This window comes from Mycobacterium sp. RTGN5 (genome assembly GCF_033804465.1).
Classification (GTDB): domain Bacteria; phylum Actinomycetota; class Actinomycetes; order Mycobacteriales; family Mycobacteriaceae; genus Mycobacterium.
In genome coordinates, this window is sequence record NZ_JAPZLA010000004.1 from 388,166 (window position 1) to 413,785 (window position 25,620).

Below are 25,620 nucleotides of genomic sequence, written 5' to 3' on the forward strand. Positions count from 1 at the left end.
CCTCTGATCGATGGCAGGGCGACATTAGCTGCGTACTTGTTCGTTCTACGCGGCACTCAGACGTACTTGGTCGGCACGTCGTCTTTGGCAATGGATTCGAATGACGGGTAACTCGCCGGATAGCTGGATTTGCCCTTGCCGCGGCGCAACCGGTCGTACTTGTCCGGTCGCAACTTGTCGTTGATTTGGACACAGCCATCGGTCCAGACCATGCCAACAGTCTGCCAGTCCTCACCGTTCCACCTGGCGATGAACGGGTGGCCCCGATGTGAGGGCAGCTCGTCGCATAGCGCGACTAACGTGGCGATTTCGGCGGCAGCGTAATGGGGGCGTTGGCCCGGCCACCGACTCGGCAGGTTGTGCTCGCGTTCGTAGCGGTTGCGACCACAGCCGCTGTAGTGCTGACAACTCATCCACAGGCCGTAGTCGCCCTGTTCGAGACTCATTTGCGGCGGAGTGAAGCAACGTCCGGGTCCATAACTGCCGACCTTAGCGCGGCAGTTCGTAGCCAACGGCGAGGTTGGATCAAGCATCAGCCGCCGCGCTAATACGGGACGAGATCGGCGAAGTGCAGGCCGTCGCTTCTGATAGCGACTGGGGCCGAAAGACACTCCAATCTATAGGGCTTGACAGGGCTCGATTGCGTGGTGAAATCACTGCATTGGGGCAACAGAGCCTGCGAGTGGGAGGTGCGCCAGTGAAGTACCGGCTGTACGAGGACCACGGCTCTGTAGCCCCATGCCCAGCGTTGGCTGAGTCCGAGGATTTCGACGCCTTGCGACTATGGGCGGTGGACCACAATGATTGGAAAGGCACGAAGAAGGTCGCGGTGATTTCGTCCGACTCGGGTCGCTTCTGGCTGATACGTCGGGATGGCTCAATCCTGCGCGAAGTTAGTAACGCACGGGGACAGACTGGCGGACGTTCGCAGGCAGAGAAGCTCGCACAGAGGCTAGACGGCACCCGCCCCTTCACGTCGAAGAGCGCCGCTGACCTTGGCTATGAATTGCCGTCCCCCGAGAGATACCGACACAAGACCATCCAGGTTATGCCAAAGGACTGATTGCAAGCCCATCGTGCGTCTTGAGATAGACCTGATCGCGATTGGCTGAAGAACATTTCAGTGCCGACCCTGGCGGCTCTTCACGCGGCATCCAACATCACCGCGTGGGACCAATCGCGTTCTACCGGGTTTGAACTTTTAGTACCGTTGAACACGTGGCCGACGAGCATGGCGAGATCCAACTGGCGCGTGAGCTACGGGACGACCGAATCCTCATGCTGCGCGCCGCTGGGTTGTCGCAGCGCGCCATCGCTAGAGAGGTCGGGTGCTCGGTCGGCCTGGTGAATTCCGTACTCAATAGTCCGCTGACGCGGCGATGACGACAATAAGCGGAGGATCTCCTCTAAGTCGTCCTGCTACGGCGCTGAGTGCGATTTGACCAAAAACACTTCAATGAGCCGATCATTCCCAGCGTGCCACTGCCGCCCTACGCTATGGGCGTGCAGGGAACAGCGTGACGGGACAGCAGCAGTCTGCGGGTTGGTATCCAGATCCCGGCGGCGCTAACGCGCAGCGGTATTTCGACGGCAATAAGTGGACGGATCAACTCGCTCCGTTTAGCCCGCCACCCATCCGCAGTCCGTTACCGCCACCGGCATCGCAGGCTAAACGACCGGGTGCCCCGGCGAGGTTTCCGTGGCGCTGGGTGATCATGGCTTGTGGCGGCCCGATTCTGGGCGTCGTGACGTTCGTTCTCATGCAGCTGGCTTTTGGCGCGGCCACCGGCGGGTCGAACTCACTCTTGTTCGAGATCGTCGGTTTCGTGCTGTTCGCGATGTGGCTTGCCAGCGTTGTGGCCACGATTGTCGGCATCATCGGCGTGGTCGTGTGGGGCGTCAGGCAGCTGCGAAGCAGCTGATCGGTTGGTAGCGGACCAAGACATTGCCGCATTTCCGCCTGTGCCGCAGTCCTATTGCATGTTCCGGTGAGCTTCGGGCGTCCCGCTGAATAGCTCGCGGCGACTTGCAGTCTTGGTCCATCAAAGCCTGCTGTTGGCTGCTGCTGATCGCCCAGGGAGCTCAGATGGTCCGGGTTGGTGAGGTGCTTGGGGGTGTGCAGATGCAAGTAGCGCCGAATGAGACCGGTCAGTTCTTCTTTTTCCTTCTGTCGCCCCGAAGAACCGTGTCGCTAGTCATCTGCGTGTCGACCTGCACCTGGTGAAGCCGTCGCAACGCCTCACGGAACTCCGGGTTCGGATCGGCTTCCAGCAAGACGGCACACACCGCTGCAAGTGCCTCAGCGATGTCGATGCTGTGCAGCCTCGCTCCATAGAGGGCGGCGATGGCAGGGGTGCGGCTATGGGCCTGCACGCAGTGGATCAGCACGGTGTGGCCCTCGTGGCGCAGCAACTCGACCACTCGCACCGTGTCGAGCAGTACGAAGTCGAGGTTGTCATTGGCATCGAGTTGGTCGATGAGTCGGACATCGAGCTGCTCGACACCTATCGGCAGGTCCGCCTCGGGCACCCGGCACAGGGACACCACGGCATCCACATCATTCGGGAGTGCTCCCAAGGTTGCGACGTTGCCCATCCACACCCCGTCGTCATGGGGGTGCCGCACTGGGGTCATCGGAGCGGGTTCATAGCTGAATGGCCTATCGGCCTTCACGATTCGGGTGGCCAGCGCCACCAGGTCCCAGGTCACCAGCCCTGGCCAGCCGTGCAAGACACGACGCCACTGTGCAGGGATGGCGGAGGCCCCATAGACAGCACCGAGCAGTCCACCAGCGATGGCAGCGACGGTGTCGGTGTCATAACCGCCGCGCACCGCAGCATCCAGCGCCAGGCGCAGGTGATCGGCACGGAACACACCGTTGGCCGGATCATCCACCGGCACTGGTGTCGTCGCGATGGCCGACCACGCCCCCTGTAGTGCCTCGACCACCCATCCGTTGTTTCGGAAGTCCGACGGCTGTGACTTTTCGGCGGTGTCTAGCCGCGAGATCCAGAGGTCTCGACGGTGTGGGTCGATGTGCTGCAGGCCGATCCGCACGTCCAGTTCGCCGGTGAGGACGGCGTGGCGGATCGCCAGGCACCACAGCACGCAGGCGTCTCCGGCGTCGGGGTCCCAGTGTGTGAGCTCGCTGAGCGCACGGGCTGCCTGCACCAGTCCCAGCTCGTCATCGAGGTAGGCCAGCGCCAGCGGTGCAGTCCGCATCAGGGAACCGTTTCCTGCGGTGTGGCCAGAGAGTTCGTGTAGCGCGGCTGATTCGGTGCGTGCTGTGTGGGCTGTGATGCCGTGTCGGCCTGCCCGGCTCAGCACCGAGCGGGTCTGGACCCCAACATCTGTGGCGTGTTGCGACCATTCATGCCACCGCTGCACCAGGGCGTCGGCAGCTTCTTCGTCACGCAGATCTGCCCCGGTGGCGGCCACCTCTGCGATAGCGATGGCCATCGAGGTGTCATCAGTCCATTCACCGGGCTCCCAGCCGAAGCTGCCGCCCCCCACCATGGCCACCTCAAGTTCCGGGCCACGGGGAGGACCGAATTCATACGGTGCTCCTAGTGCGTCACCGGCTGCGGTGCCCAGCAGCACGCCGACCGCCCGGTCAAGTTCTGCGGGAGTCAAGTTCATCAGATGTCTCCTTTCGCCCACTGACAAGTGGGCATGCCCCTGGCGGGGGCGAATCAGAATGTCAATGCCCCCCAACGGGGCTCAGTGGTCGGTGTTGTCTGTCCCCGACGGGGGAAGGTGTGATTCTGTCCCCGACGGGGGAGCAGATTCGTTAGTCCCCGCGACGCAGGAAGCAGGGTGTCCCCGACGGGGGAGTGCAGGTTTGGTCGGTGTCCCCGACGGGGGTGAAGCGATATGGCTGCCCCCACTAGGGGGTTACGCCGCTTCCTCAGCGAGGTAGCGATACAAGGTTGCCCGGCTGACACCAAGGTATTTGGCGACATCGCGGGCGGTATGCCCGTCAGCCTTCATCCGCTTCGCGGTAGTTATGTGGACTGGGTCGGAGACTTTGATGCGTCGCCCGAATTTGGTGCCGTTGGCACGGGAGACTGCCCGCTTCAGCGCAGTGCGTTCCTTAATCAGTTCCCGTTCGAACTCCGCCATACTCGCTAAGACACCAATCACCATGCGCCCCGCCGCAGTTGACGAGTCAATGCCATCAGTGGTGGAGATCAGGGTGACCCCAGCATCGGTGAGTGCCTTCACGGTCTCCAGGATGTGCAGGGTGTTGCGACCGAGCCGGTCGAGCTTCCAGACCACCACGGTGTCCCCGTCACGGACGTACTCCATCAACGCAGCAAGGCCGGGACGGTCGTCTTTCGCGCCAGACATGCTGTCGGAGAACGTTTTCGTGACCCCTGCTGCGGCCAGAGCGGTGTTCTGCTGATCGAGGGTCTGGGCGATGGTGCTTACTCGTGTGTAGCCCACCCGTGTCCCAGTGCTTGACGCTGATTCCATGTCCACGCTCCTGTCGCACGATGTGTCTATTGCTCCGCGATTACCGAAGCCGTGTTCCTGTTTGTGAAGTCGTTGGGCCTGAGCAGCTCACCCACCGAGCAGGCGGTGATCGTGATGGCGGATTGGTCGTCGCGGTGTGCTCAGCGGTTGTGCCGAGCGGAGCGCTGCCATGCGGCGCTGGTCTCCTGGAAGAGGGTGTTGGCCGAGCGCCCGGCCTGCATGAAATCGGCCAGTGCCTGCTTCGCGGCCTTCACCACAGCAGGGTCCTGGCGCACGAAGTTTGCACGGTCGCCCACGATTGCGGCCTGCGCGATCAGCGTTGCGGTATTGATACGAGCCATGACGAGACCTTTCGATGGGGAGGCCGGGCGACCTCGCTAAACACGAAGTTAGTGACTAAATTAGTCAATGTCAACACACTAAAGTTAACTTCTTGCGCTAAGGTGCCTCTATGGAGTTCTCACTGGAGACGCTGGGCCGGGTCATCCGCGAGCATCGTGAGGCCAAGAAGCCCCCGATGACCCAAGACGATTTAGGCGACAAGGCTGGGTACAAGTCTGGCGCGGGTGTTTCGATCTCCCGCATCGAGAGCGGACTAACACGTCCCAGCCCGGAACGGTTCGAGGGCATCGCCCGTGCGTTGGGCCTGAGCACCCGCCAACTTGAGGCAGAGGCAGCCAAACGGACCCTGGAGGTAGCGAAGGAACAGGGCGAGCCGCGCAGCGGCGGGGCAGCGAAAGCGGCTGGCGATGAGCGCATCAAAGATCGGATCAAGCGAATCCAGCACGAAATCGAACGTCGCACCACGCTCATCACTGAGCTCGGGGACAAGTTCAACGAGGCCCATGACCGTGCCCGCGACGACTTCTTCATGAAGTTCATCGAGATCGCTGATGGGATCAACGGAGTACTTCCACCAGATCGCAAAGGCCTGCAGGTGGACGATGCCGACGATGCACAGGCAGAAGCGCAGTACCGGCAGCGGTTCACCTCCTACGGGGTTGCCCATGTGCTTGCCGGTGGTGCGGGGGGCGCTTTCGCGGGTGCCGCTGTGGGCGGGGCTGCGGCCTACGGCACCTTCATGGCCGCAGTGTCCTTCGGATCTGCATCGACTGGTGCCGCAATTGCGGGGTTGTCCGGTGTAACTGCGACAAACGCTGCGCTGGCCTTGCTGGGCGGGGGCACGCTGGCCGCTGGGGGTGCCGGAGTCGCTGGCGGCACCGCCCTGCTCGCCAGCATCGTGGCAGCACCCGCACTGCTGCTCACGGTTGGCGGTCTGGTCTGGATGGTCAGACGCAACCGCAAGCAACAACAAGAACTCACGGTCAAGCTTGATGCGGCAGATGAGGAGATCGCCGCAACGCGAAGAGGTTTCGAAGCGTTCGCGAACATCCTTCCTCGTGCGACAAAGACACTGGACTACATCGCCGTGCATGGTGGACACTCACTCAAACGATGGGAAGGCCAACTTGGCCCACGACCGCGGCAATGGAACTCGATGTCCCCCGACGAGCAACAGCGCTACAAGGATTTCATCGCCCTTGCCGCCAGCCAGTTGTCGGTCGTCACCATCAACGTTCAAGAACTCATGGCCAGTCGTGGTGAGGATCGAGAGAAACTGATCGAGTTCGCCGACGAAGTCCTCAAACAAGCGCAATCCACCATCGAATCACTCGTATGAGCGCGTGATCGCCGGGCCCAGGATTCCGATGTGTCCGTTTCATGTCGGACCCGTCCGTGCTCGGCTCCTGGTTGCTGAGCCGACCGCCGTTATGGCGGACTGCCTTGCCGGGTGGTGACACGATCCCACGCCCGTTGACCGTGCCCCGGGGGTCCCCATCGACGGATTCGCATCGTTTGATGACGACAAATGAATCAGCGGTGCCCATGCCAGATTCGCCGGGGAGCACCTCTGGGCAGTGGAGGTCAAACGATGATCACCGACACCGTGTCGCTCCCGGAATTGGCGACGTAGACGTGGGTGCCATCGGGACTCACCGCGATTCCCTCCGGCTTCACGCCCACCGGGATATTGGCCGTGACGGTGTTGGTGGCGGTGTCGATCACCGACACCGTGTTGCTCCCGGAATTGGCGACGTAGACGTGGGTGCCATCGGGACTCACCGCGATCCACTCCGGCTTCACGCCCACTGGGATATTGGCCGTGACAGTGTTGGTGGCGGTGTTGATCACCGATACTGCGTTGCCGCCGTTGGCGACGTAGACGGTATTGCCGTTCGGGCTGACCGCCACTCCGTTGGCACCATCGACGACGGGGATGCTGGTGGTGACGGTGTTGGTGGCGGTGTTGATCACCGACACCGTACCGCCACCGTTGGCGACATAAACGGTATTGCCGTTCGGGCTGACCGCGACCCCGGTCGGTGCGCTGCCCACGGGAATGGTGGCGGTAACGGTGCCCGTCAGACCGTAATTGGCGTCGGTGGCAGTCGTGATCACCGACACCGTGTTGCTGGCAGCGTTGGCGACGTAGACGGTGTAGACGGCGGAACTGCCGTTCGGGCTGACCGCGACCCCGGTCGGTGCGCTGCCCACGGGGATTTCCGGGGGCGGATAACCGCAGCAGCCGCCGGATATCGGAACCAGCCATTGTTCGGCATTGACAACATACGACACGGTATTGACGACGTTATCGGTGACAAAGACGGCAAACCCGTCGGGACTGAACGCCAACCCCGTCGGATGGTGGTGAACGCTAAAGCCCCCGAGGTAGTCGTTGTTGGCCGTGTTGAACGCCTGTATCGCGCTGTCCCAGCCGTTGGTGACGTAAAGCACAAGGCCGTCGGGGCTGACCGCGACCCCATACGCTCCACGAGTCACGGGGCCGGAGATAGCGCCAAGATTGACGGCGACAGTGACCGTTTGGTTGGTGCCAGCTAACCCGTCGCTTGCGGTCACGGTGAACGTATCGGTGTTGGTGACGGCGTCGGCTTGGGGGGCCTGGTTCGGGGTGTAGATGAAGCCCCCGACGCTATCCACGGTGACCACCCCGCCGGTGGACATGCCGGTGACGGTGTAGGTCAGCGGCAGCCCACGAGGTTGGGTGAACCCCAGCGTGCCGGTCACGACCCCGGTGACACTGTCGGGTGTGCCAATGGTGGGGGTGCCTGCCACCGGAATCAAGCCCTGCCCGGATTCGATCTGACGCAACAACCCCCAAACAAACGCGCCCACCGGATTCGTGGGTGCAGTCGGGGCCGTCAGTCCGAACAAGGACAGCACTCTAGCGAACAGGCTCACAATTGGGTTCGCTTGCGCTGAAGCGGCCCTGGTCACCGCAGCTTGCACCGATGCGATTACCTCCCGAGCCTGGGTGTCACTGGCGGCCGTCGATGGGACGGCAGCGGGGGCTGCGCTGACCCTTATGCTTCGGGCAGTTGCGCCCGAAGCACCAGCGGGGATCGTGGTCGTCGCCGCAGCGGTTGCGCGTATCAGCGCCCGCTGGGGCGTGCTAGTGGCGATATCAGTTGTGTCTGCGGTGGCCGCGCCCCGCCGACTCACGGCGGTGCCGGTGGAGTCGGCGACACCCGAGCCCCTCGCCAACGCAGCACTGCCCGTGCCCGTGGAGTTGGTGATGCTGCCGTTAACGGCCGATGCCGTATTGGAGCTACCGGTCGATGGCCGAGGTGCCATGCGCTCTGGATTGCTTGTCACTGAGGACGTGTCATGTGCCGATGCGGCGCTTCTGGTGGGGTTCGATGATGACGCGGCGTCGCTGGTGTCTCTTGACGTGGACGATTTGCCGGACACCGCTGCGTCAGCATGGGCGACACCCGAGCCGCTCGCCAACGCGGCACCGACACCCAACGTGATCGCACCCGCCCCGAGCCAGGCGTAGGGCTCGCGGTGGCGCTGCCCGGCACGGTGGAATCCCCTCGTGCGCGGGGCCTTGCCGTTCGCCGATATCTCTGCCTGATGGCCACCGACCATTTCACGCCCCCGGTCCTCGTGTTGCGTTAAGCCGACACCCTGTACCGACCAAAAAATAGCAGGTAGGGAATATATGCAGGTTGTCTAGCCAAACAAAGTTCACCTGCCCCTTTGCTGCATCCACTGAACGGCGTCGATTCCCCTTAGCCCCTGAATCGCCGATCCCGAACGCCTCCGGTTTGGCCCGCACCAATCGAGTCAACACCATGCTTTCCAGCAGGTCGGTCCGGAGACGGTGCCTTTGATGAGGCCATCGCACAGATCAATGACCTGTTTTCTGGAGATCACCCCGACTCCAGCGTGCGTAACGTGGTCACCCACATCAAGGACCGGCTCGAAGAGAGCGAGACCCTGCAGCAGCAGGCCCAGAACAACTCCCTGGCGCAGTTCTCGGCGGCCCTCTCCTCTCTCTGCCTATGCCTGCGTGCGTGCGGTTGGAAAAGCCCCAGAGTCGTAGCCGACCCGAGCGTCAGTACCGATTAGGTGGCCGCGCTGGGCGCGGGAGGGGCGGGGATGCCGGGCGTCGTGCCGTGTCCGGGTTTTAGGTGACCGGAACGTACGGATCAGATTTTGCAGTGTCGAGTTGGCGTAGGAGGCGACGGCGGAGGGGGCCGAGGCGGTGCCATGACGGCGGCCCTTCTGCCTGCCTCGGTTTGGTCTGGGCAGGCACCTCATTAGTACTTCAGGGCGGAAGATGAGACACATCGCCGTGAGACTAACTTTTGAGACATTGCGACGTGCGGAATCCCCCGCCCCGTAAGGGGATCGACGAGTGTCGCAGATGTGCTCTCTTTCGAGACCACGCCTATCGCCACCGAGCGCCTTCGACATCCTGGGTGATCGAGCGTCAAACGGCGATCACCGACACCGTGTTACTGCCGGAGTTGGCGACGTAGATGTGTTGTCCATCCGGACTCACTGCAATTCCGTCCGGGAGAGTACCGACCTCAATGGTATTCGTGACGGTGTTGGTGCTGGTGTTGATCACTGACACCGTATTGCTTGCGCCGTTGGTGACATAGACACGGGTGCCATCGGGACTTACCGCCACCTGTTGCGGACCAGACCCGACGGGGATGGTGGCGGTGACGCTGTTAGTGGCGGTGTTGATCACCGACACTGTTCCATCGGAGTTGTTCACGACATAGACGTGGCTGCCATCGGGGCTGACTGCCAGCGCGACGGGGAAGTTGCCCTTGGTTCCGACATTTATGGTGGCGGCGGGGGTGAGGGTGGGTGTGGTACTGCCGTTGTAGGTGATCCCGATTACTGACACCGTGCCGTAGGAGCCAGTCGGGCCCACATTGGCGACGTAAAGCCGTTCCCCACTGCTGGTGTAGGCGTACGCCACGTCTTGGGGATAGGTCCCCGCAGGGCCGACGGTGATGCCAGTTATGACGGCGGAAGTGAGGGTGTCGACCACCGAGACAGTTCCGTAGCGCGTGTTGTTGGGGGGGACTTTAGCGACGTAGGCGTAGCGACCATTGGAGCTAAACGCGACGGCGTTCGGTCCTGGTCCACCCGTGCAACCGCCGCAGCCAGGAACCGAAATTGTCTTCGTAACTGCGTTTCCGCCGCCGAGAACCGACACTGTTCCGTCGCTGATGTTGGTGACGTAAACGGTGCCGTTGGGGCTGACTGCCACCCCCTCTGGCGCTTTGCCGACCGGGATGGTCGCGGTCACCCTGTTCGTTGCGGTGTCGATGACCGACACGGTGTTGTCATTCAAGTTAGTGACGTAGAGCTTGCTGCCGTCAGGGCTGAGGGCCACCTCGGACGGATCGTTGCCGACAGGGACGGTGGCGGTCGCGGTGGGAGGAGGTGAAGGTAGGACTGGGACGATAATTGTTTGAGTGGTGGTATGCACCCCGTTGGAGGCGGCGACGGTGAAGGTGTCGAAGACGGTGCCGGTAGCGGTCTGGGCGGCACGACGTTGAGCCTGAGTGGGGATGTATGTGAAACTCCCCCCCGCAATCGGGCCCTCGGGGAAGGGGGAGTACTGGATGGTGCCCCCACCGGTGCTGCTGGAAGGGACGCTAATGGTCAGCGGGTGACCGGCCGGATCACGGAACTGCACCTGGCCCCTGACCGATCCGTCGACCATGGAGTTGTATTCGCCGCCAAACGCACCGCTGTTGTCGGTGGCTGACGGGATGTCTTGGATGACCGGGACAGTGACAGTTTGGGTGGCCGTGTGCCAGCCGTTGGAGGCGGTGATGGTGAAGGTGTCGGTGCTCGTCGGTGTCGCGGCTTCAATTTGGGCGGCGCTCGGGGTGTACACGAAATATGGCAGGCCGGGGTCAGAGCCGTTGTACACGACGCTGCCGCCGCCGGTGCTGGTGGTGGGTGCGCTGTAGTTCAGGTCGCCGCCTGCGGGGTCAGTGAACACTGCGGTGACAAGGACTGACCCCGTACCCCCAGCCCAGCTCGGGACGCCCACCATGGGGGTTCCGACAATCGGCGTTCCCGGATCGCTGACGGTGACGGTGACAGTTTTGGTATCAGGCCCGCTGAGTCCGATTGCTTGGGCCAGCGAATGGAAGAGTCCGAGGATCGCACCAGCGACATCGGTAGTCCGGTAGGCGGTGCCGTCGTCGACGGAAACCGTGAAGTGATCCGGTCCGCCAAAGTTCGCCAGATCCGTGTTGTTCGGGGTGTAGGTGTACCTGCCGTCGGGGTTCACCACCACGCTGCCGTGTGTGGGCTGCTGGGTGACGGTGTAGGTCACCTGATCGCCGTTGGGGTCGCTGGCGTTGAGGTTGCCGGTGACGACTCCGGCGGCGGAATGTCCGGGAGACTGCGCCGGGTTGGCGGTTGGGGTCTTGTTGAACAAAGCGTGTTGCAGCATCTGGGCCATCGACGGTGGCGTGCTGTTTGCGACGGGTGCCGCCGTGGTTTGGACGGCGAGGGTTTGGCTGGGTGTCACCGCGTTCGCGGTGGGTGCGGTCGAAGCCAGCGGGGTCGGTGTCCCCGACGCCGCAGCGGTTGGGGTGATCGAGGGTGCCGCAAGGGTGTTCGTCGCAACCGTCGGTGTCGCAAGGGCTGCAACGAGTGTTGTCGGCACGTCAGGATTGCCCGTGTTGACGGCGGTCGTGCCTGTGATTGGGGTGCTGGTCGTACTGGGTTGCGTTACAACGCTGGTCATCATCGCGGGTGTGGCGGTGCTGGATGCCCCGGGTGTATTGGTTGTGGTCGATCCGGGCTGCGGGGAACTCGTCGAGCGTGACGCTGTGGAGGTGGTCGTCGCCGAGGACACGTTGCCGCCGGTCGAGGACACCGTGCTCGATGGGATTGTGTGATCCGGTGCCGCTGCGCCGTGAGCTGCACTAGAGCTGCCGGTGGTATCGGCGGTCTTGGTGGCCTTGGGTCCGCTGCCCACGCTGGTCGACCTCACAGTGGATGGCGAGCCGTTGGCCTTGCTGCTCGGCGAGGAGGCAGTGTCGGAGCCGGTGTCGTCGGCGTGGGCAATGCAAGATCCGCTCGCCATGGCCGCGCCCAGACCCAGGGTGAGCGCACCCGCACCCAGCCAGGTGTACGCCTCGGCGCGTTGTGGCTTGGCATGACGCGCATTCGCCTTGCGCTTCGTTGTTGCTTTGGCCCGCTTGTGCGACCGATGCCCACCCGCCATCGAATTGCCCCTGCTTTCCTTAATCGTGCTGTGCATCGCTGACGGCGCTCAGCGCTGTGAGTCGTACAGCACAGTGGCGACCCGTGGCTGCCTCCGGGGCGGCGGGTCGTTTGCTGGTTCTAGCGAACCGTATGAAGAAAATGGCATTCGTGTCAATTTACGTTTAGCTGGCTCCGTACGTTGCCGACCACGACAGGTGAGTGGCTTCACCCGGCATTCCGGCAATGGTCAGGCCGTTCTGGATGCAATACGACACCAACTCCTTCCTAACCTGCGGAGGCAGATCGGAGAAGGTCGGTAAAAACATCCAGGCCAGCGCCCGCCCACCTCCGACTCTCTCTCCCATGAGCTTCGCTTCGATCAGTCGGCCTTTGGCGTTCCATCTCGTGCGGAAATATGTTGGTTTGAATTCTTGTACGCGCACGATGTCGTTGGTGCCCCCGCACAGCTGGGACGGGCCAGTCGTCTTCCAGCTCGAATCGGTATAAATGTGCTCGGTTCATCAGGACGGTCACCCTTCTTGGGAGTTGCCGCCGTGGCGGGTGGAGATCAGATTCGCACGTAATCCCAATCTCCAGTTGTCTTGATCGTGCTTGCCGCGTGTTGTTTGATGCCGTTAGGCCGCAGCCCGGCCGTTGTCCGTGGCCGTGAAAAGCACTCAGGCAATAGGTCGTAACAACCAGCCTGTCAAAGGCTGCGGTTGCTGATCGACAGGGGCCGCCTGGACCTCATGGCGGCGGTCATGCACTGGTGGCCAGGCAGCTCACCTGTCACCTTGGGGGGCCTTGGCGCTGGCTTGCTGAATCCGCTCTCGCGACCGATTGAGCCTGTAGCGCAACACAAGTTGGGTAACCCGGGATCAATTTCCTTCGTACTTAATGCCAGTTTCTCTATAGCTATTCTGTAGGCCTACACCGCTTTACGGCTCAGACCCTTCCTCAGCTTCTTGTCCAACTGGGCACTCAAGTAGGACGCCACCCCGGCAAGGTTGTAGTGAAGCCGAGCATGATTCCACAGCGCGGAGTACGTGATTAGGTCCTTCTTGTCGCGGCCCTCGTTGAGTGGCTCCAAGTCACGAAAAATCTCTGCGTAGGTCACTCGGTGGCTCTTGCCGCCTTTCTCAAAGGTGGGGACTCCGCGCCAGTCCAGCATGGCGTTCACTTCGATGCGCAGGGACTCTTCACGGCATATCCGACACCGGGGCTCTCTGCGCAGGAGGTCGGTCCTCACCGGTTCAGCCGCCCTCATCATCGTGGTGTCATCCTGCGGTGGCAGCCCTACCTCTGCACGCATGGTGTCCGCCACCACCTGGGCGTCATCCTTGGATATGGCGTGATGGTGCGGTCCCCCGGCCTGGTCAGGCGTCATAACCCTCACGATAACGTTTTGGCAGGATCGGGGCCATGCATGCAGATCCTGCCTCAGTCGAATGGAACCCTAAGGCGCTGCGATGGCTCGGTCCAGGCGTGGTGCAGGGTCCCGCGGGCCTCGATAAGCAAGGGGGATGGGGTGATTCCGCCTCAGCTGTGCTTGGCCATCAGGGCCTGGGAGCCTCGGCACATCAATGGCAAGGCGTCACCGGTAGCCGCACCCCACCGAGGTGGGGAGTGATCGGGGGATGGGCCACCGGAGTAGGTGTGCCACAGGGACACCGGGGGTGGCAGGCGGGGGATGCGGGTCAATCACCGGACCCCCGCGAAGCACTGACCAAAGCCCCAGCCAGACGGAACCCCCCTGCCCTCCAGCGGGACAACTCGGGATGTTGTCCATATATGTCTCCAAAGACTCTTATGGACATACCGTCAGGGTGATCCACCGGTGAAGGGGTCGGTGAGACAGTAGATGGCTGCCCTTCCCCCGCACGGCTCCCACTTGCCCTCGTCGTTGAGCTTCTTCTTGGCGGCGTAACCGGTTGAGTACCTGACCAGCAGCCCCCGCTTGGCCAACCGCTTCAGCCGGTAGATGGCGACGTTCTCGTGGACACCGGCGTGGAGGCCAACCTCACGCTTGGGACAGGTGACTTGGGCGTACCGACGCTTCTGGGTCCAGACGATGACATAGTCCATCACCAGGATGTCGATGTCATCAAGACCGTCCACCCCCGAGGTCAGCCGGTCCTCCCAGTGCAGGGCCGTCTCCACTGCCTGGTCCGCGATGTCCTCGCAGGTGCTCAGTCCCTCACCGCGCAGGTGCAAGGCAGCCTGTTGCCACGCCTTGTCCAGGGACCGCTCCGGGGTCCGGTTCAGTTCGGTGTGCTGCACCCACAGCTTGTGCTTGCGCCAGCGCCCCTTCATCTTGCGCTCGGCGGTGACCTCGTTCTCGAACTCGATCTGGCCCCAGCCACGGCGCTGGGCGCTCATGGCGATCCTCACGAATGCACCCCAGACCATCGTGTCGGTGGGGTGCTTGCGCTCGGGGATGCCGAAGTGCAGCAGATCCTGCAGATAGCCCAGTGAATGGTCGATGGGGGCACCAATGAGGTCGTCGTCATCGGCCATGACGCTGCCACTCATATGCGGGCAACCGCATATGATGTGCAGCAGCCTCCTCATGAACCGTGGTGGCAATTGGGATGAGTGGCCGCTTGGCGAGACAACCGAGCGGCCCTCTCCATGTCGGGGGCCTCATGGCTCCTCACCGCCGTTACCAGAGGGCGGGCCGGTCCAGGTTCCCGGACGTGACCATCCTGGCCACGGCTTGTCGGCGGGAATCAGCCCGACGTTGGCCGGGTCTACGCAATGACGGGTGCCGCGGCTATGTGAACCAGCACGATGCATGTCGAAGGCGCGGATGCCGGTGAATGTTTGATGACAACTCCCACAGTGACAGGAATTCAGTCCGGTCCAGAAGGAGCCACAGCGGACGCAGGTGATCGCTCCACGAGAAGGGCGATTACTGCTTCCGGTGGCGTGATCTGAGGCACTGGAGGGCATTTCGGGGTGTGATGGTGCGAGGCGACTCACTAGCTGTCCTCGATCTCGGGAGAGTGTAGAAGCTGCGGATCATCGGGGCGCTCATGTGCGCCGCGAATTTGCAAGTCCTCCAGCAGGTCCCGGGCGATCTGGTCGGTCGCAGGTCCGTCGTGGGTAGTCATGCGGACTCACCGCCATCTGTGGGGATGCGTGCCTTCAACGACCTGGCCCGGCGGGCCCGTCCCGATTTGATCCCCAGCACGGTGAAGTGAATCCTGCGCAGTTCGGCAGCCTTGGAGGCCAGCGCCTCAGGACTGAGATCCAGCCCCATCGCCCTGGCATCCTCGGCAGCCTGGTGCTCGAACTTGTCGAGGTTGGCCTTACGGGCCGCTGCTGTGCGAGCGGTCCGGTCCTGGGTCCGGTACCACGATTCGTAGGCGGCAACCTTTTTGGCGGCGCTCATCAGACACCCGCCAAGAGGGCGATGAGCTGGTCACGCTGGTCTGGGGTGAATGGCAAGGGGGAGCGGTCGATGCAGTCCTGAAGGAGGTCCATCGACTTGACGAAAAAGAACGTGCGACCCGCCGCACGGGCCTCATCGCTGTTGGGATTGCGGGCCATCCAGGACGCATACTCAGCGTGCGCCTGGGTACGTGGGGTGTTGGGTACGGGCAACGGAAACACCTTCCGAATAAGCGCACCGCAAAGTGCGCGTTACTCGAAAGCTTGTGTAGAGACGGCCAGGGCGTAATCGCTCACTCACCTGGAATCGCGTCTAAGTCCGTTTGCATGGCCTTCGACTTACGACCCCTAGCCTATCGGGTCTGGGCCAGAGTGTCTTCAGTCCTGTTCGATTCCGAGGTTAAGCCGGTCGAACTCGGCAGCAGCAAGGGCCTCGCCACTGGCTTTGGTGTAGCGGCTGATCATGGTCCGCGAGGTCCACCCAGCCTGGCTCATCAGCCCGACCTCACTGCCGCCCGCCTTCAGCCACTTGACGGCCATGCTGTGACGCAGGCGGTGGACGTGGAAGTCCTTCACCCCAGCGATCTGGGCACGCAGCCCCAGGGAGTACACCAGGCCGGGATAACCCAGCGCCCCCTTGGGGCTGACCCACAGTGGTCCACGGTCAGCGGGGTTACCGGCAGCCCGTCGTGCCCTCAGGTAGCGGTCCAGCACGGCGGCACAGGAGGCCGAGAACTTCACCCGCCTGCCTTTACCACCCTTGCCCCGCACGACGTGCGCGGTGGTGGTGGGCAGATCCAGATCGGCGATGGTCAGGTTGAGCAACTCCGAGGCCCGCAGTCCGGTCTCGGCGAACAGCGTCACCATCGCCTTGTCGCGCTTGTCCCTCAGGTCGGCACCGGCACAGGCTTTGAGCAGGGACCGCAGCTCGTCGTCAGACACACTGGCGACCGCCTTCTGATCCAGCTTGGGCGGTGTGATCGCCAGCACGGCAGTCGCATCGAATCCCTCTTCGTCAGCCAGCCAGCGGGCGAAGCGTTTCAGCGCCGCCAACCGGTTGGATGCGGTGGCGGGTTCATGCTCGGACATCGAGGCGAGATAGGCGAGCACGTTGGCCTTGGTCAGCTCGGGTGGCAGTCCCTCCTCGGCCAGGAACGCCAGGAACAGCCGCACCCCGGCCTCATAGCTGCGCAACGTGGAGGGGCTCTTGCGGGCGGCCTTGAGTCCGATCACCCAGGACTTCAGCAGATCGGACAGCGGCAGCGGCTCAAACATAGAGAATATCCTATAGTTTTAACGCTGCGCAACCTATATGTGCAGGTCATGGCCGAATGCGTACCGGTGATACTGCGCCATCATCTTCAGTGCCGGCACCCGGGACATCACTCGGGCCAGGATCCGATATCCCCGCGATACGGCGCGAAAGCTCTCTGCCTCAAACGGGGAGACCCAGGCCAGCAGACGCACGCCCGGCACCGCCTCGACGATCTCGCCGGGACCGTCGATGCCCCAGTGCAGCGTCGACCCCGACCGGCGGACCACGCTGTTGACCCATTGGCTGCGAATGCCGAACCGGTTGAACGCGTCGAATTGCAGCTCCCCGGACGGGAAATGCGCCACGATCCGGCGCAGCAGGGCGATACCGTCCGATTCGGTGAGGTACATGGTCAGACCCTCGCCGAGGGCGAGCACCGGACGATCGGCGGGAATCTGGTCCAGCCAGCCGGGGTCGGTGACGGAGGCCGCGATCCGGTGATAGCGCGGGCGTGACGGGTAGATCTGTTCGCGCAGTTCCATGATCGACGGGTAATCGACGTCGTACCACTCGATGCCCGGCCCCGGATCGAGCCGGTACACGCGGCTATCGAGACCTGCCCCGAGATGCAGAACGACGGCGTGGTCATGGCAAGCCAGGAACTGGCGCGCCCAGATGTCGAAGTGCAACGAGCGGGTGGTGACCGACGGTGACCTGCGGTCGGTGATCGTCGTCTTGGTCCAGTCGTAGTCGATCTGCGCCACCGCATCCCTGGCCCACACGTCGCCCAGGATGGGCCGTTCCCGTTCGGCGTCAAGGGCTTTCGCGTACAACGTCGCCAGCATCGTCTGCGGCGGGCCGTTGAGATCGACCTTGATTTTCGACACCCCTCGAGGCTAGCCCGAGCGCTCGGCCCTGTACCGGCTTAGGACCCGCCGAACACGCCACCACGAGCAGCACAGCGGCCATCAGAATGGCGGCGGACAGAGTGAGGATGCACGGTGTCATACGTGGAACACGTAATCGCCTGTGCGCCGGTTCAGTCCGGCTTGGCGGCCTTCGCCTGTCGTTTGGCCTCGCGCAGCCCGACCCAGAAGCGGGCAGCCTCCCGGACCGACTCTTCCACAGGGCGGGGCTGCCAGCCGAGTTCACGCACGGCCTTGCTGTGGTCCAGCGGGCCCTCCGCGCGCATCAGCCGCAGCGAGCCCAGTGACAGCTTCTCGTCGGTCTTCTGCAACCGGGCCTTCGCGGTACCCATCGCTGCCAGCGCGTAGGCGAGCGGCAACGGAATCGTCTTCGTGGGCGGCGGGACACCGGCCTCCACAGCGGCAATGCGAGCCACCTCGGCATTGCTGATCATCTTCTCCGAGATCAGGTAGCGCTCCCCGACCCGGCCTCGCTCAGCGGCCAGGATCATCGCGCGGGCGGCGTCGTCGACCCCGACGGCCTCCAGGTCGATACCGCCCATGACGAACGGCAGCTTGCCGAACGCCGCGCCGGCGATGATGGCGCCGTGCGGGGTGCGACCCCAGTCGCCGCTGCCGTAGGTGGTCGACACGCACATCGCGATCGCGGGCAGGCCGTGCTCGCGTGCGTAGCGCAGCACCAGCTCCTCGGCCTGCACCCGGGAGCGGACGTACGGTGTCACGCCGCGTTCGTCGATGACGTCGGTCTCGCTGGCCGTCTTGCCGCGGCGGCGGCCGACGGTGACGTAACTGCTGGTGAAGATGAAGCGGTGCAGACCCGCATCCCGCGCGACCTCGAGGACGTTGCGGGTGCCCTCGACGTTGGTGTGGAACAGCGGCGCGGGATCACTCAGCCATCCGCGGGCGTCGACCACGCAGTAGTAGACGTCGTCGACACCGGCCATCGCCTCGCGCAACACCGCGTTGTCCCAGATGTCGCCGACGAACCGCTGAACGTCCAGGTCGTCGATCGAGATGGTGGAGGCGTTGGCCCGCACCATGACCCGCACCTGATGCCCGTCGGCGACCAGTTGGCGGGTGACATGCGAACCGAGAAAGCCGTTGGCCCCGATGACAAGCTTCGGCGCGCTCACTTGAATCCGCCGTTGGCGCGCATCCAGGCGGCCGCCTCGTCGTCGAGGGTGCCCAGCTTCTCGGCCTTCTTGCACCACTTCATCGAGGCTTGCAGGAAACGCAGCGGGTTGTAGATGTCCTCCTGGCGCGACCACAACCCGTCACCGGCGTAGGTGACGATCGAGATGTTGGTGGCGCTGATGATCGTGCCGTCACCGGGATCGCGCATGGGATTGTCCAGCTCGCAGATGACCCGGCCGGTCTCCTCGTCGAACACCGACCACAGCGACGGGAACTCGGTCATGTAGCTGCCGGGGAAACTGCCCATGGTCTTGGTGATCCAGGCACGCACCTCGTCGCGGCCCTTCATCGTGCCCATCGCGTGCTCGATGTAGTCGACGTCGGGGGTGTAGTGACTCACCCAGGCGTCCCAGTCCTGGCTGCGGGCGGCGGCATCGACCGTCGCCTCGAAAGTTGCGAAAGCTTCGGTCAGTTCTTCACGGGAGAATCGGGCCACAGCTTCAAACTAGAACAAGTTCTAGTACGCATGTCGAGAATCCGTCCCGATTCGGGCTCAGCGGTCGGTCTTGCGGCGATTCCTGGCCTTGGCGGCATACAGCTCGGCGTCGGCCGTCGCGTACAACGCCGCGATGTTCGCGGTGTGGCCCGGCCCAGACGCCATCCCGATGCTTGTGTCGGGAGTGTGTTGCCCGACGTCGGCGACGAACCGCTCAGCAGATGACGCGGCGCGGTCAGCGTGCTCGGCGATGCACGCGGCGAACTCGTCGCCGCCGAGCCTGGCGAGCACAGCACCACCCGGCACGAGGCCGCGCCATCGGCGCGCATGACCGGCCAAGTGCTGGTCCCCTGCCAGATGCCCGAGGGTGTCGTTGATCTGTTTGAAGCCGTCGAGGTCCATGACGACCACGGTGATGGTCGACTTCGGTGATCGCCGGCGCGCCAGGAGATCTCGCGTGGCGATTTCCCATCCGGCCCGGTTGAGCAGACCGGTCAGCGGGTCGGTGCACGCGCTGGTGACCAGGGCGCGCATCACCAGTCCGAACGATTCCCCCGCCCCGACAATCGCGACAACACAGATCAGGTAGTCGATGTAAAGCTTGGGCAGCGGCGCGACAGCCAGCGCCCCGACCGAAGCCAGTGTGAGAAGGCCGATCAGCACCACGGCCCGCCGGGGTGGATAAAACGCCCGCAGGTACATCGCGAGGAACATCGGCGCGATCAGGCAGGCGAACTCGGCGCTCATCAGGATGTGGAAGGCCATCACCAACGGGGTCGCGACGATGGCCGCCAGCGTCGCGGGTCCCGGCTTATCCGGCTTGGCGGCCAGCCACAGCAGCGCCGCGACACCCAGGCAGATGGCCAGCACGCCGCCAGTCGGGTTCGCGTACTTCAGGTCACTGTGGATGGGCCAGATGGTGAACACGACGCCGTAGACGTATAGGAAGGTCGTCAGGCCCAAATAGATTCGCAGCAAGCGGATCTGCTGGGCGCCGTAGAAGTCGTTACCGGTGTAGGCCAGTAGCTTCACCCGATTCATCCGGTCCCGTTTCGAGTGTGCGCCGGAATGCCGGTCTGGCGAAGCCGCGTCATGTCGAGCTTTCCTGATCAGACCCGACCTCGTTGCCGGCTGGCCAATTGTCACACCGCGGTTGCTGACCTGCAGCGCGCGTCAGTTCTGACGGTTTCGTGACACGGGAGTATCCGAAGGGCACTCCGTCGTTGAATCAAGCATGGCGCATGACTATCACCGCAATCCCACCGCCGTTTCCGCGCTCTCTCCCGAGCAGTATCGGGTGACCCAGGAGAACGGCACCGAGAGTCCCTTCACGGGCGAGTACTGGGACAACCACGAACCGGGCATCTACGTCGACGTCGTCTCGGGCGAACCGCTGTTCGCCTCGGTCGACAAGTTCGAGAGCGGCTCCGGGTGGCCCAGTTTCACCAAACCGATCGACACCTCCAACGTCGTCACCAAACGAGACTTCAGCCATTTGATGGTCCGCACCGAGGTGCGCTCGGCCAGTGGCGACAGCCACCTGGGGCACGTCTTCAAGGACGGGCCGCGCGCCGAGGGAGGGTTGCGCTACTGCATCAACTCCGCTTCGCTGAAGTTCATCCACCTCGACGACCTCGAGGCGCAGGGCTACGGCGACTACAAGAGTGTGTTCGAGACTTCCAAGGAGGACGTGTGAGCGAGAACAAGACGGCGATTTTGGCCGGCGGTTGTTTCTGGGGCATGCAGGACCTGATCCGCAAGCAGCCCGGTGTGGTGTCCACCCGGGTCGGCTACACCGGCGGCAAGAATGACCACCCCACCTACCGCAACCATCCCGGTCATGCCGAGGCGATCGAGATCACCTACGACCCGGCCCAGACCGACTTCCGCGCGCTGCTGGAGTTCTTCTTCCAGATCCACGATCCGAGCACCAAGGACCGGCAGGGCAACGACGTCGGCACCAGCTATCGGTCGGCGATCTTCTACCTCGACGACGAGCAGAAGACGGTCGCGCTGGACACCATCGCCGACGTCGACGCCTCGGGGCTGTGGCCGGGCAAGGTGGTCACCGAGGTGACCCCGGCCGTCGACTTCTGGGATGCCGAGCCGGAGCACCAGGACTACCTGCTGCACTACCCCAACGGCTACACCTGCCACTTCCCTCGGGCGGGCTGGAAGCTACCGAAGCGAGCGCAGGTCTAGCACTGGTTGGTGGGCGCGTTTCGTCGATGCACGACGACGCGCCCACCCTTTTTTGGCGTGAAGGCCACGCCGCGCGAATGCCATTTCTCGTCCGGGGCGGTCGTGGTCGCAATCGTGAAGTTGCGCAATACCGTTCGCAGGACGACATCCATTTCCATGTTGGCGAACGCGGCGCCGATGCAGCGACGGGTACCGCCACCAAACGGCACCCAGGCGAAGGTGTTGGGCCTGGCATCGAGGAAGCGCTGCGGGTCGAACCGCTTCGGATCGGGGAACATCTCCGGGTTCTCGTGCAGCTGGTTCAGGCTGACCATCACCGAATAGCCCTGCGGCACAAGCCATTCACCAAGTTCGTAGATCGGGGCCATGACATGGCGGCCGGAGAAGTCGATCACCGTCCGGTTGCGCTGGACCTCGAAGATAGTGGCCTGGCGATAGGTGTTGTCGTCGGTCGCGGCCTCGGCGACCAGGCGGCGCAACACGTCCGGATGCCGCGAAATCCGTTCGAAAGCCCACGCGAGCGTCGAGGCAGTGGTCTCGTGGCCGGCAGCGAGCAGCGTCAGCAGCTCATCGCCGATCTCAGCGCGCGTCATCTTCGAGCCATCCTCGTAGCTGCTGCGCAGGAACAGTGACAGCACGTCGGTGCGGTCCTCGAAGTGGGGGTCGCTGTGCGCCCGGCTGACCAATGTGTCGACGAGGCCCTCGTATTCGCGACGGTATTCCGAGAGCTTTCCCCAAGGCGTCCAGCGCAATTGGCGCTTCGGCGCGGGCAGCACGGCCAGCCGCGAGCCCAGCGTCACCCAGCGCGGGATCAGGTCCCGCAGGCGCTCTAGCTCGTACCCGTCAGCGCCGAAGATCGCCCGCAGGATGATGTTGAGGGTGATGTGCATCATCGGCTCGAGTGTGGCGAACTCGGTTCCCTGCGGCCATGATTCGACCTCACGCAGAGTTTCCTCTATCACGATCTGCTCGTAGGCCTTGATGCTCTTGCCGTGAAACGGCGGAGTGAGAAGCTTGCGGCGGACCCGGTGCTCCACGCCGTCGAGGGCGAACACCGACCCCTTGCCGAGCAGCCGGCTCAGGTTGGGCTGGATGTTGTACAGCACGTCGGGGCTGGTGGTGAAGATCTGCTTGGTCAGCGCGGGGTCCGACACCACGACGGTGTTGCCGAACACCGGCACCCGCAGGGTGAGGCTGCGCCCGTAATGCCGACTCAGCCAGTCTGTCGTAGGCCTGCGCGCCACAATGAACGCCGCCTTGAGCAGGGCACTCGGGACACCGGGGGTCGGTGGCAGCTTCGGCTCGGTAGAGACCGGACGTTCTCTGCCCAATGTCGCCGACCCTGCGGCTCCGACGGTTGGCGCTTCGCTCATCAGTGAGGCCCTCCCAGCACTGGCGTGGTACCGCGTTGTACCACGGGGTTGTCGGGTACGGTACCCTTCGGTACCAGGCCCTGACAAGGGGTAGCGGCGATCGGAAGGAGCCGGATGACCACCACGGCTGTTGACGAAGCCGCCGCCGTCGGGCGCAACGACGACTTCCGGCAGCGGCTGCTCGACGGGCTCGCGGCCTCGATCGACGAGCGTGGCTACCGTGACTCCACCGTCGCCGACATCGTCCGGTATGCCCGCACCTCGAAGCGCACGTTCTACAGCCAGTTCGCCACCAAGGAGGACTGCTTCGCCGAGCTGCTGACGGCCAACAACGACGAGCTGGTCGCCACCATTCGTGACGCCGTCGACCCCCGCGCGCCGTGGGGCGAGCAGGTGCGTCAGGCCGTCGTCTCCTACGTGCACACCATCGAAGAACGACCGGCCATCACGCTGAGCTGGATCCGCGAGCTTCCGGGACTCGGTGAATACGCCCGGCCCACGCTGCGCCGCGGGTTCGGCAGGCTCGCGACGATGATCGTCGAGCTGAGCTCCAATGACGGCTTCCGCAGCGCGGGCCTCGCACCGATTTCGCATGGCGCTGCGGTGATCCTGGTCGGCGGCCTGCGCGAACTCACCGCACAGACCGTCGAGGACGGTAAGCCGGTCACCGACATCATCGAGCCCGCGCTGGCCGCGTCACTAGCGCTGCTGGGCCCGAAACCCCTTATCTGACACCGAGTCTCAAGTCAGGCGCGGCACGACGAACGCGAACGCGCGCGGAAAGCCCAGCCGCGCCAACCGGCCGTGCCGAATGTCGTCGATCGGAACATCGAGCAACTCGCCGGAGGACGGTTCGTAGCAGCGGAAGACGGCGCCATCGAGGTCGGTCAGCAGCACCCAGTGCCGGGGCAGTATCGCGCCGATCAGCATTGCCACCGGCCAGCCGGCAGCCACCGCGTCGCAGACGTCAGCCAACCGGTCACCGCAGCGCGGCCGCCAGCGGTAGCGCACGCCATGGGAGGCACTGTGCACGGTCAGCGCCCGGGCCACCCCCGCGGGCGTGGCACCCAGCGCATGCGGCCACACCACGTTGATCGCGCGGTGCACCCGCACCTGCTCGGCGTCGAACCACGACTGCGAGCGATCGGATCGCAGCGGGGCGCCGTATTCGGCGTCGAGGAGCGCACCGGCCAGCACCGCCACGCTGGGGCCACAGCTGACCCCGTCGCGCTGGTGCCAGCTCACGACGGCGGGAAGCCGCCGGTGGCCACCGGACCCCAGGTCTGCGGCGTCACCCGGATCAGGCACTTGCCCTGCTTGACCATCGCCTCGCGGTATTCGGCCCAGTCCGAGTGCTCACCGGCCACCGCGCGGAAGTAGTCGACCAGCGGCTCGACGGCGTCGGGCAGGTCGATCACCTCGGCAGGTCCGTCGATCTGCACATAGGCACCGTTGAATTCGTCGGACAGCACCACGACGCTGGCCCGGCCGCTTCGGCGGATGTTCACCGACTTGGCGCGACGGGGATAGCTCGCGATCACCAGCCGGCCGTGCTCATCGACACCGCCCGTCACCGGTGAACTCTGCAGCCCGCCGTCGGCGCGGAAGGTGGTGAGCACCATGTGGTGCCGCGGGCGGACGAAGTCCAGCAGCGCGGCGAGGTCAACGGTGTCGGCGGTGGCGATCTTGGGCGACATACTCCCAACTCTAGCCACCGCGGAACAACGCCCGGCGTAGGTTTGTGACCGACGTCAGGAGGACACTGTGACCACGATGCGCGCCGAACGTTTCTATGCCGATACCAAAACTGTTGTGCTGGAGGATATTCCGATCCCGGAGCCTGGTGACGGTGAAGTACTTGTCAAGGTGGCGTTCTGCGGCATCTGCCATTCCGACCTGAGCCTGATCAACGGCACCTTCCCGGCCCGGCTCCCGGTGGTGACCCAGGGGCACGAGGCCTCGGGGACCATCGCCAAGCTCGGCCCTGGCGTCACCGGCTGGTCTGAAGGTGATCGCGTCGTCGTCGCAGCGGGGCGGCCCTGCGGCAAGTGCGCCAACTGCCGCCGCGGCGACCTGGCCAACTGCATGCGAATCCAGCTGATGGCCTTCGCCTATGACGGCGCGTGGGCCGAATACACCGTCGCACAGGCCTCAGGTCTGACCCGGGTTCCCGACAACGTGCCGCTGGAGCAGGCCGCGATCCTTGCCGACGCGGTGTCGACGCCATTCGGCGCGGTCGTGCACACCGGCAAGGTGACCGTCGGTGAGTCGGTCGGGGTGTGGGGTGTCGGCGGCGTCGGCACCCACATCGTGCAGCTGGCCCGCCTCGTCGGTGCGGTTCCGGTGATCGCCGTCGACATCAATCCGGCGGTGCGCGATCGTGCGCTGGAACTGGGTGCCGACTTCGCGTTCGACTCCCGCGACCCCGATTTCGCCGACAAGCTGGCCGAAGCCACCGGCGGGCGCGGTCTCGACGTCGCCTTCGATGCCGTCGGGCTGAAGGTCACCTTCGAGCAAGCGCTGAATTCACTGACGGTCGGCGGCCGGTTGGTGGGGGTGGGCATGAGCGCCGAGGAGCCGACGCTAGGGCCGACGTCGATGTTCAACCTGGTGCAACGCCAGGTGCTGGGCCACCTCGGCTACCACAACACCGATATCGAGACGCTGGCGCAGCTGGTGTCGCGCGGTCGGCTGGATCTGTCCCGCTCGATCAGCCAGATCATCCCGCTCGAGGACATCGTGGACGGCATCCGCATCCTGGAGCAGGCCGAGGGCAATCCGATCCGGGTGCTCGTCCAGCCGTGA

At 64.0% G+C, this 25,620-nt stretch carries 29 protein-coding genes and 2 pseudogenes; 12 read left to right on the forward strand and 19 right to left on the reverse strand.

Annotation, left to right across the window (positions count from 1 at the left end):
- Positions 1-56: 56 nt before the first annotated feature.
- Positions 57-446 carry a hypothetical protein gene (locus SLQ31_RS21920; RefSeq protein ID WP_319436173.1) on the reverse strand — a complete coding sequence of 130 codons (390 nt, stop codon included), beginning with the start codon at positions 444-446 and terminating at the stop codon, positions 57-59.
- Positions 447-1,218: 772 nt separating this feature from the next.
- Here SLQ31_RS21920 and SLQ31_RS21925 point away from each other — a divergent pair.
- The 3 genes and pseudogenes from SLQ31_RS21925 to SLQ31_RS21935 all read left to right on the forward strand — a co-directional run bounded on the left by SLQ31_RS21925 (position 1,219) and on the right by SLQ31_RS21935 (position 1,922).
- Positions 1,219-1,383: a hypothetical protein gene (locus tag SLQ31_RS21925; protein ID WP_319436174.1), complete on the forward strand. Its 165-nt coding sequence runs from the start codon at positions 1,219-1,221 to the stop codon at positions 1,381-1,383.
- A gap of 134 nt (positions 1,384-1,517) precedes the next feature.
- Positions 1,518-1,622: pseudogene (locus tag SLQ31_RS21930) on the forward strand (DUF2510 domain-containing protein); the annotation flags it as partial.
- 123 nt (positions 1,623-1,745) lie between these two features.
- On the forward strand, positions 1,746-1,922 hold the full coding sequence (locus SLQ31_RS21935) for a hypothetical protein (RefSeq protein ID WP_319436266.1): 177 nt from the start codon (positions 1,746-1,748) through the stop codon (positions 1,920-1,922).
- Between the two features lie 226 nt (positions 1,923-2,148).
- Here the strand turns inward: SLQ31_RS21935 and SLQ31_RS21940 are convergent, their stop codons facing one another.
- From SLQ31_RS21940 to SLQ31_RS21950, 3 genes are all read right to left on the reverse strand, one after another.
- On the reverse strand, positions 2,149-3,639 hold the full coding sequence (locus SLQ31_RS21940) for an ADP-ribosylglycohydrolase family protein (protein ID WP_319436175.1): 1,491 nt from the start codon (positions 3,637-3,639) through the stop codon (positions 2,149-2,151).
- 255 nt (positions 3,640-3,894) lie between these two features.
- Positions 3,895-4,446, reverse strand: coding sequence for a recombinase family protein (locus tag SLQ31_RS21945; RefSeq protein ID WP_319436176.1), 552 nt, complete (start codon positions 4,444-4,446; stop codon positions 3,895-3,897).
- A gap of 170 nt (positions 4,447-4,616) precedes the next feature.
- A complete protein-coding gene (locus SLQ31_RS21950; RefSeq protein ID WP_319436177.1) occupies positions 4,617-4,817 on the reverse strand; it encodes a hypothetical protein in 201 nt (66 codons plus the stop codon).
- 110 nt (positions 4,818-4,927) lie between these two features.
- Between SLQ31_RS21950 and SLQ31_RS21955 the strand changes: the two genes are divergently transcribed.
- The gene (locus tag SLQ31_RS21955) at positions 4,928-6,157 is read left to right on the forward strand and encodes a helix-turn-helix transcriptional regulator (RefSeq protein WP_319436178.1); all 1,230 of its coding nucleotides are present in this window, start codon (positions 4,928-4,930) and stop codon (positions 6,155-6,157) included.
- A gap of 245 nt (positions 6,158-6,402) precedes the next feature.
- On the opposite strand, the gene SLQ31_RS21960 is transcribed toward SLQ31_RS21955, so the two are convergent.
- The gene (locus tag SLQ31_RS21960; protein WP_319436179.1) at positions 6,403-7,710 is read right to left on the reverse strand and encodes a YncE family protein; all 1,308 of its coding nucleotides are present in this window, start codon (positions 7,708-7,710) and stop codon (positions 6,403-6,405) included.
- A gap of 151 nt (positions 7,711-7,861) precedes the next feature.
- On the opposite strand from SLQ31_RS21960, the gene SLQ31_RS21965 reads away from it, so the two are divergent.
- A complete protein-coding gene (locus tag SLQ31_RS21965) occupies positions 7,862-8,335 on the forward strand; it encodes a hypothetical protein (protein ID WP_319436180.1) in 474 nt (157 codons plus the stop codon).
- A 305-nt stretch (positions 8,336-8,640) separates the two neighbouring features.
- Positions 8,641-8,826 (forward strand): annotated as a pseudogene (locus SLQ31_RS29525) (hypothetical protein); the annotation flags it as partial.
- A 448-nt stretch (positions 8,827-9,274) separates the two neighbouring features.
- Here the strand turns inward: SLQ31_RS29525 and SLQ31_RS21970 are convergent.
- Complete coding sequence (locus tag SLQ31_RS21970) at positions 9,275-11,275, reverse strand: beta-propeller fold lactonase family protein (protein ID WP_319436181.1); 2,001 nt, start codon at positions 11,273-11,275, stop codon at positions 9,275-9,277.
- A 19-nt stretch (positions 11,276-11,294) separates the two neighbouring features.
- On the opposite strand from SLQ31_RS21970, the gene SLQ31_RS21975 reads away from it, so the two are divergent.
- Positions 11,295-11,726: a hypothetical protein gene (locus tag SLQ31_RS21975; protein ID WP_319436182.1), complete on the forward strand. Its 432-nt coding sequence runs from the start codon at positions 11,295-11,297 to the stop codon at positions 11,724-11,726.
- A gap of 39 nt (positions 11,727-11,765) precedes the next feature.
- Entirely contained in the window at positions 11,766-11,990 is a 225-nt protein-coding gene (locus SLQ31_RS21980; RefSeq protein WP_319436183.1) for a hypothetical protein, read from the forward strand.
- Between the two features lie 974 nt (positions 11,991-12,964).
- On the opposite strand, the gene SLQ31_RS21985 is transcribed toward SLQ31_RS21980, so the two are convergent.
- The 10 genes from SLQ31_RS21985 to SLQ31_RS22030 form a co-directional block, all read right to left on the reverse strand.
- On the reverse strand, positions 12,965-13,423 hold the full coding sequence (locus tag SLQ31_RS21985; protein ID WP_319436184.1) for a hypothetical protein: 459 nt from the start codon (positions 13,421-13,423) through the stop codon (positions 12,965-12,967).
- 434 nt (positions 13,424-13,857) lie between these two features.
- The gene (locus SLQ31_RS21990) at positions 13,858-14,568 is read right to left on the reverse strand and encodes a hypothetical protein (RefSeq protein WP_319436185.1); all 711 of its coding nucleotides are present in this window, start codon (positions 14,566-14,568) and stop codon (positions 13,858-13,860) included.
- A gap of 449 nt (positions 14,569-15,017) precedes the next feature.
- The gene (locus SLQ31_RS21995) at positions 15,018-15,149 is read right to left on the reverse strand and encodes a hypothetical protein (protein ID WP_319436186.1); all 132 of its coding nucleotides are present in this window, start codon (positions 15,147-15,149) and stop codon (positions 15,018-15,020) included.
- Positions 15,146-15,430, reverse strand: coding sequence for a hypothetical protein (locus SLQ31_RS22000; RefSeq protein ID WP_319436187.1), 285 nt, complete (start codon positions 15,428-15,430; stop codon positions 15,146-15,148). The genes SLQ31_RS21995 and SLQ31_RS22000 overlap by 4 nt, the downstream gene beginning before the upstream one ends.
- Positions 15,430-15,642: a hypothetical protein gene (locus SLQ31_RS22005; RefSeq protein ID WP_319436188.1), complete on the reverse strand. Its 213-nt coding sequence runs from the start codon at positions 15,640-15,642 to the stop codon at positions 15,430-15,432. The genes SLQ31_RS22000 and SLQ31_RS22005 overlap by 1 nt, the downstream gene beginning before the upstream one ends.
- A gap of 165 nt (positions 15,643-15,807) precedes the next feature.
- On the reverse strand, positions 15,808-16,704 hold the full coding sequence (locus tag SLQ31_RS22010) for a tyrosine-type recombinase/integrase (protein WP_319436189.1): 897 nt from the start codon (positions 16,702-16,704) through the stop codon (positions 15,808-15,810).
- A gap of 33 nt (positions 16,705-16,737) precedes the next feature.
- Positions 16,738-17,529, reverse strand: a complete 792-nt coding sequence (locus SLQ31_RS22015; RefSeq protein ID WP_319436261.1) for a class I SAM-dependent methyltransferase — start codon at positions 17,527-17,529, stop codon at positions 16,738-16,740.
- A 194-nt stretch (positions 17,530-17,723) separates the two neighbouring features.
- Positions 17,724-18,743, reverse strand: a complete 1,020-nt coding sequence (locus SLQ31_RS22020) for an NAD-dependent epimerase/dehydratase family protein (protein ID WP_413642714.1) — start codon at positions 18,741-18,743, stop codon at positions 17,724-17,726.
- A complete protein-coding gene (locus SLQ31_RS22025; RefSeq protein ID WP_319436190.1) occupies positions 18,740-19,240 on the reverse strand; it encodes a nuclear transport factor 2 family protein in 501 nt (166 codons plus the stop codon). The genes SLQ31_RS22020 and SLQ31_RS22025 overlap by 4 nt, the downstream gene beginning before the upstream one ends.
- Positions 19,241-19,297: 57 nt before the next feature.
- Positions 19,298-20,272 (reverse strand): GGDEF domain-containing protein, encoded by a 975-nt coding sequence (locus SLQ31_RS22030; protein ID WP_319436263.1) that lies wholly within the window; start codon positions 20,270-20,272, stop codon positions 19,298-19,300.
- Between the two features lie 202 nt (positions 20,273-20,474).
- Here SLQ31_RS22030 and msrB point away from each other — a divergent pair, with 202 nt between their 5' ends.
- Entirely contained in the window at positions 20,475-20,936 is a 462-nt protein-coding gene (gene msrB, locus SLQ31_RS22035; RefSeq protein ID WP_319436191.1) for a peptide-methionine (R)-S-oxide reductase MsrB, read from the forward strand.
- Positions 20,933-21,442 (forward strand): peptide-methionine (S)-S-oxide reductase MsrA, encoded by a 510-nt coding sequence (gene msrA, locus SLQ31_RS22040; protein WP_319436192.1) that lies wholly within the window; start codon positions 20,933-20,935, stop codon positions 21,440-21,442. Before msrB ends, msrA begins: the two co-directional genes overlap by 4 nt.
- Here msrA and SLQ31_RS22045 read toward each other — a convergent pair.
- Positions 21,439-22,815: a cytochrome P450 gene (locus SLQ31_RS22045; RefSeq protein WP_319436193.1), complete on the reverse strand. Its 1,377-nt coding sequence runs from the start codon at positions 22,813-22,815 to the stop codon at positions 21,439-21,441. The two genes, msrA and SLQ31_RS22045, sit on opposite strands and share 4 nt — an antisense overlap.
- A 114-nt stretch (positions 22,816-22,929) precedes the next feature.
- On the opposite strand from SLQ31_RS22045, the gene SLQ31_RS22050 reads away from it, so the two are divergent.
- Positions 22,930-23,547 (forward strand): TetR/AcrR family transcriptional regulator, encoded by a 618-nt coding sequence (locus SLQ31_RS22050; RefSeq protein WP_319436194.1) that lies wholly within the window; start codon positions 22,930-22,932, stop codon positions 23,545-23,547.
- A 9-nt stretch (positions 23,548-23,556) separates the two neighbouring features.
- On the opposite strand, the gene SLQ31_RS22055 is transcribed toward SLQ31_RS22050, so the two are convergent.
- Positions 23,557-24,060 (reverse strand): hypothetical protein, encoded by a 504-nt coding sequence (locus SLQ31_RS22055; protein ID WP_319436264.1) that lies wholly within the window; start codon positions 24,058-24,060, stop codon positions 23,557-23,559.
- Positions 24,057-24,512, reverse strand: a complete 456-nt coding sequence (locus SLQ31_RS22060) for a PPOX class F420-dependent oxidoreductase (protein WP_319436195.1) — start codon at positions 24,510-24,512, stop codon at positions 24,057-24,059. Before SLQ31_RS22060 ends, SLQ31_RS22055 begins: the two co-directional genes overlap by 4 nt.
- A 76-nt stretch (positions 24,513-24,588) precedes the next feature.
- Here SLQ31_RS22060 and SLQ31_RS22065 point away from each other — a divergent pair, with 76 nt between their 5' ends.
- Complete coding sequence (locus tag SLQ31_RS22065; RefSeq protein ID WP_319436265.1) at positions 24,589-25,620, forward strand: zinc-binding dehydrogenase; 1,032 nt, start codon at positions 24,589-24,591, stop codon at positions 25,618-25,620.

Excerpts from the sequence above, each read along its gene's own strand:
- SLQ31_RS22045 (WP_319436193.1), bottom strand. The coding sequence starts at position 22,815 with ATGAGCGAAGCGCCAACCGTCGGAGCCGCAGGGTCGGCGACATTGGGC.
- SLQ31_RS22050 (WP_319436194.1), top strand. The coding sequence starts at position 22,930 with ATGACCACCACGGCTGTTGACGAAGCCGCCGCCGTCGGGCGCAACGAC.
- SLQ31_RS22015 (WP_319436261.1), bottom strand. The coding sequence starts at position 17,529 with ATGCTGGCGACGTTGTACGCGAAAGCCCTTGACGCCGAACGGGAACGG.
- SLQ31_RS21970 (WP_319436181.1), bottom strand. The coding sequence starts at position 11,275 with ATGCTGCAACACGCTTTGTTCAACAAGACCCCAACCGCCAACCCGGCG.
- SLQ31_RS21940 (WP_319436175.1), bottom strand. The coding sequence starts at position 3,639 with ATGAACTTGACTCCCGCAGAACTTGACCGGGCGGTCGGCGTGCTGCTG.
- SLQ31_RS21955 (WP_319436178.1), top strand. The coding sequence starts at position 4,928 with ATGGAGTTCTCACTGGAGACGCTGGGCCGGGTCATCCGCGAGCATCGT.
- SLQ31_RS22065 (WP_319436265.1), top strand. The coding sequence starts at position 24,589 with ATGCGCGCCGAACGTTTCTATGCCGATACCAAAACTGTTGTGCTGGAG.
- msrB (WP_319436191.1), top strand. The coding sequence starts at position 20,475 with ATGGCGCATGACTATCACCGCAATCCCACCGCCGTTTCCGCGCTCTCT.
- SLQ31_RS22060 (WP_319436195.1), bottom strand. The coding sequence starts at position 24,512 with ATGTCGCCCAAGATCGCCACCGCCGACACCGTTGACCTCGCCGCGCTG.
- SLQ31_RS21995 (WP_319436186.1), bottom strand. The coding sequence starts at position 15,149 with ATGACTACCCACGACGGACCTGCGACCGACCAGATCGCCCGGGACCTG.
- SLQ31_RS21965 (WP_319436180.1), top strand. The coding sequence starts at position 7,862 with ATGCTTCGGGCAGTTGCGCCCGAAGCACCAGCGGGGATCGTGGTCGTC.
- SLQ31_RS21990 (WP_319436185.1), bottom strand. The coding sequence starts at position 14,568 with ATGAGTGGCAGCGTCATGGCCGATGACGACGACCTCATTGGTGCCCCC.
- SLQ31_RS22010 (WP_319436189.1), bottom strand. The coding sequence starts at position 16,704 with ATGTTTGAGCCGCTGCCGCTGTCCGATCTGCTGAAGTCCTGGGTGATC.
- SLQ31_RS22000 (WP_319436187.1), bottom strand. The coding sequence starts at position 15,430 with ATGAGCGCCGCCAAAAAGGTTGCCGCCTACGAATCGTGGTACCGGACC.
- SLQ31_RS21985 (WP_319436184.1), bottom strand. The coding sequence starts at position 13,423 with ATGACGCCTGACCAGGCCGGGGGACCGCACCATCACGCCATATCCAAG.
- SLQ31_RS21950 (WP_319436177.1), bottom strand. The coding sequence starts at position 4,817 with ATGGCTCGTATCAATACCGCAACGCTGATCGCGCAGGCCGCAATCGTG.
- SLQ31_RS21920 (WP_319436173.1), bottom strand. The coding sequence starts at position 446 with ATGAGTCTCGAACAGGGCGACTACGGCCTGTGGATGAGTTGTCAGCAC.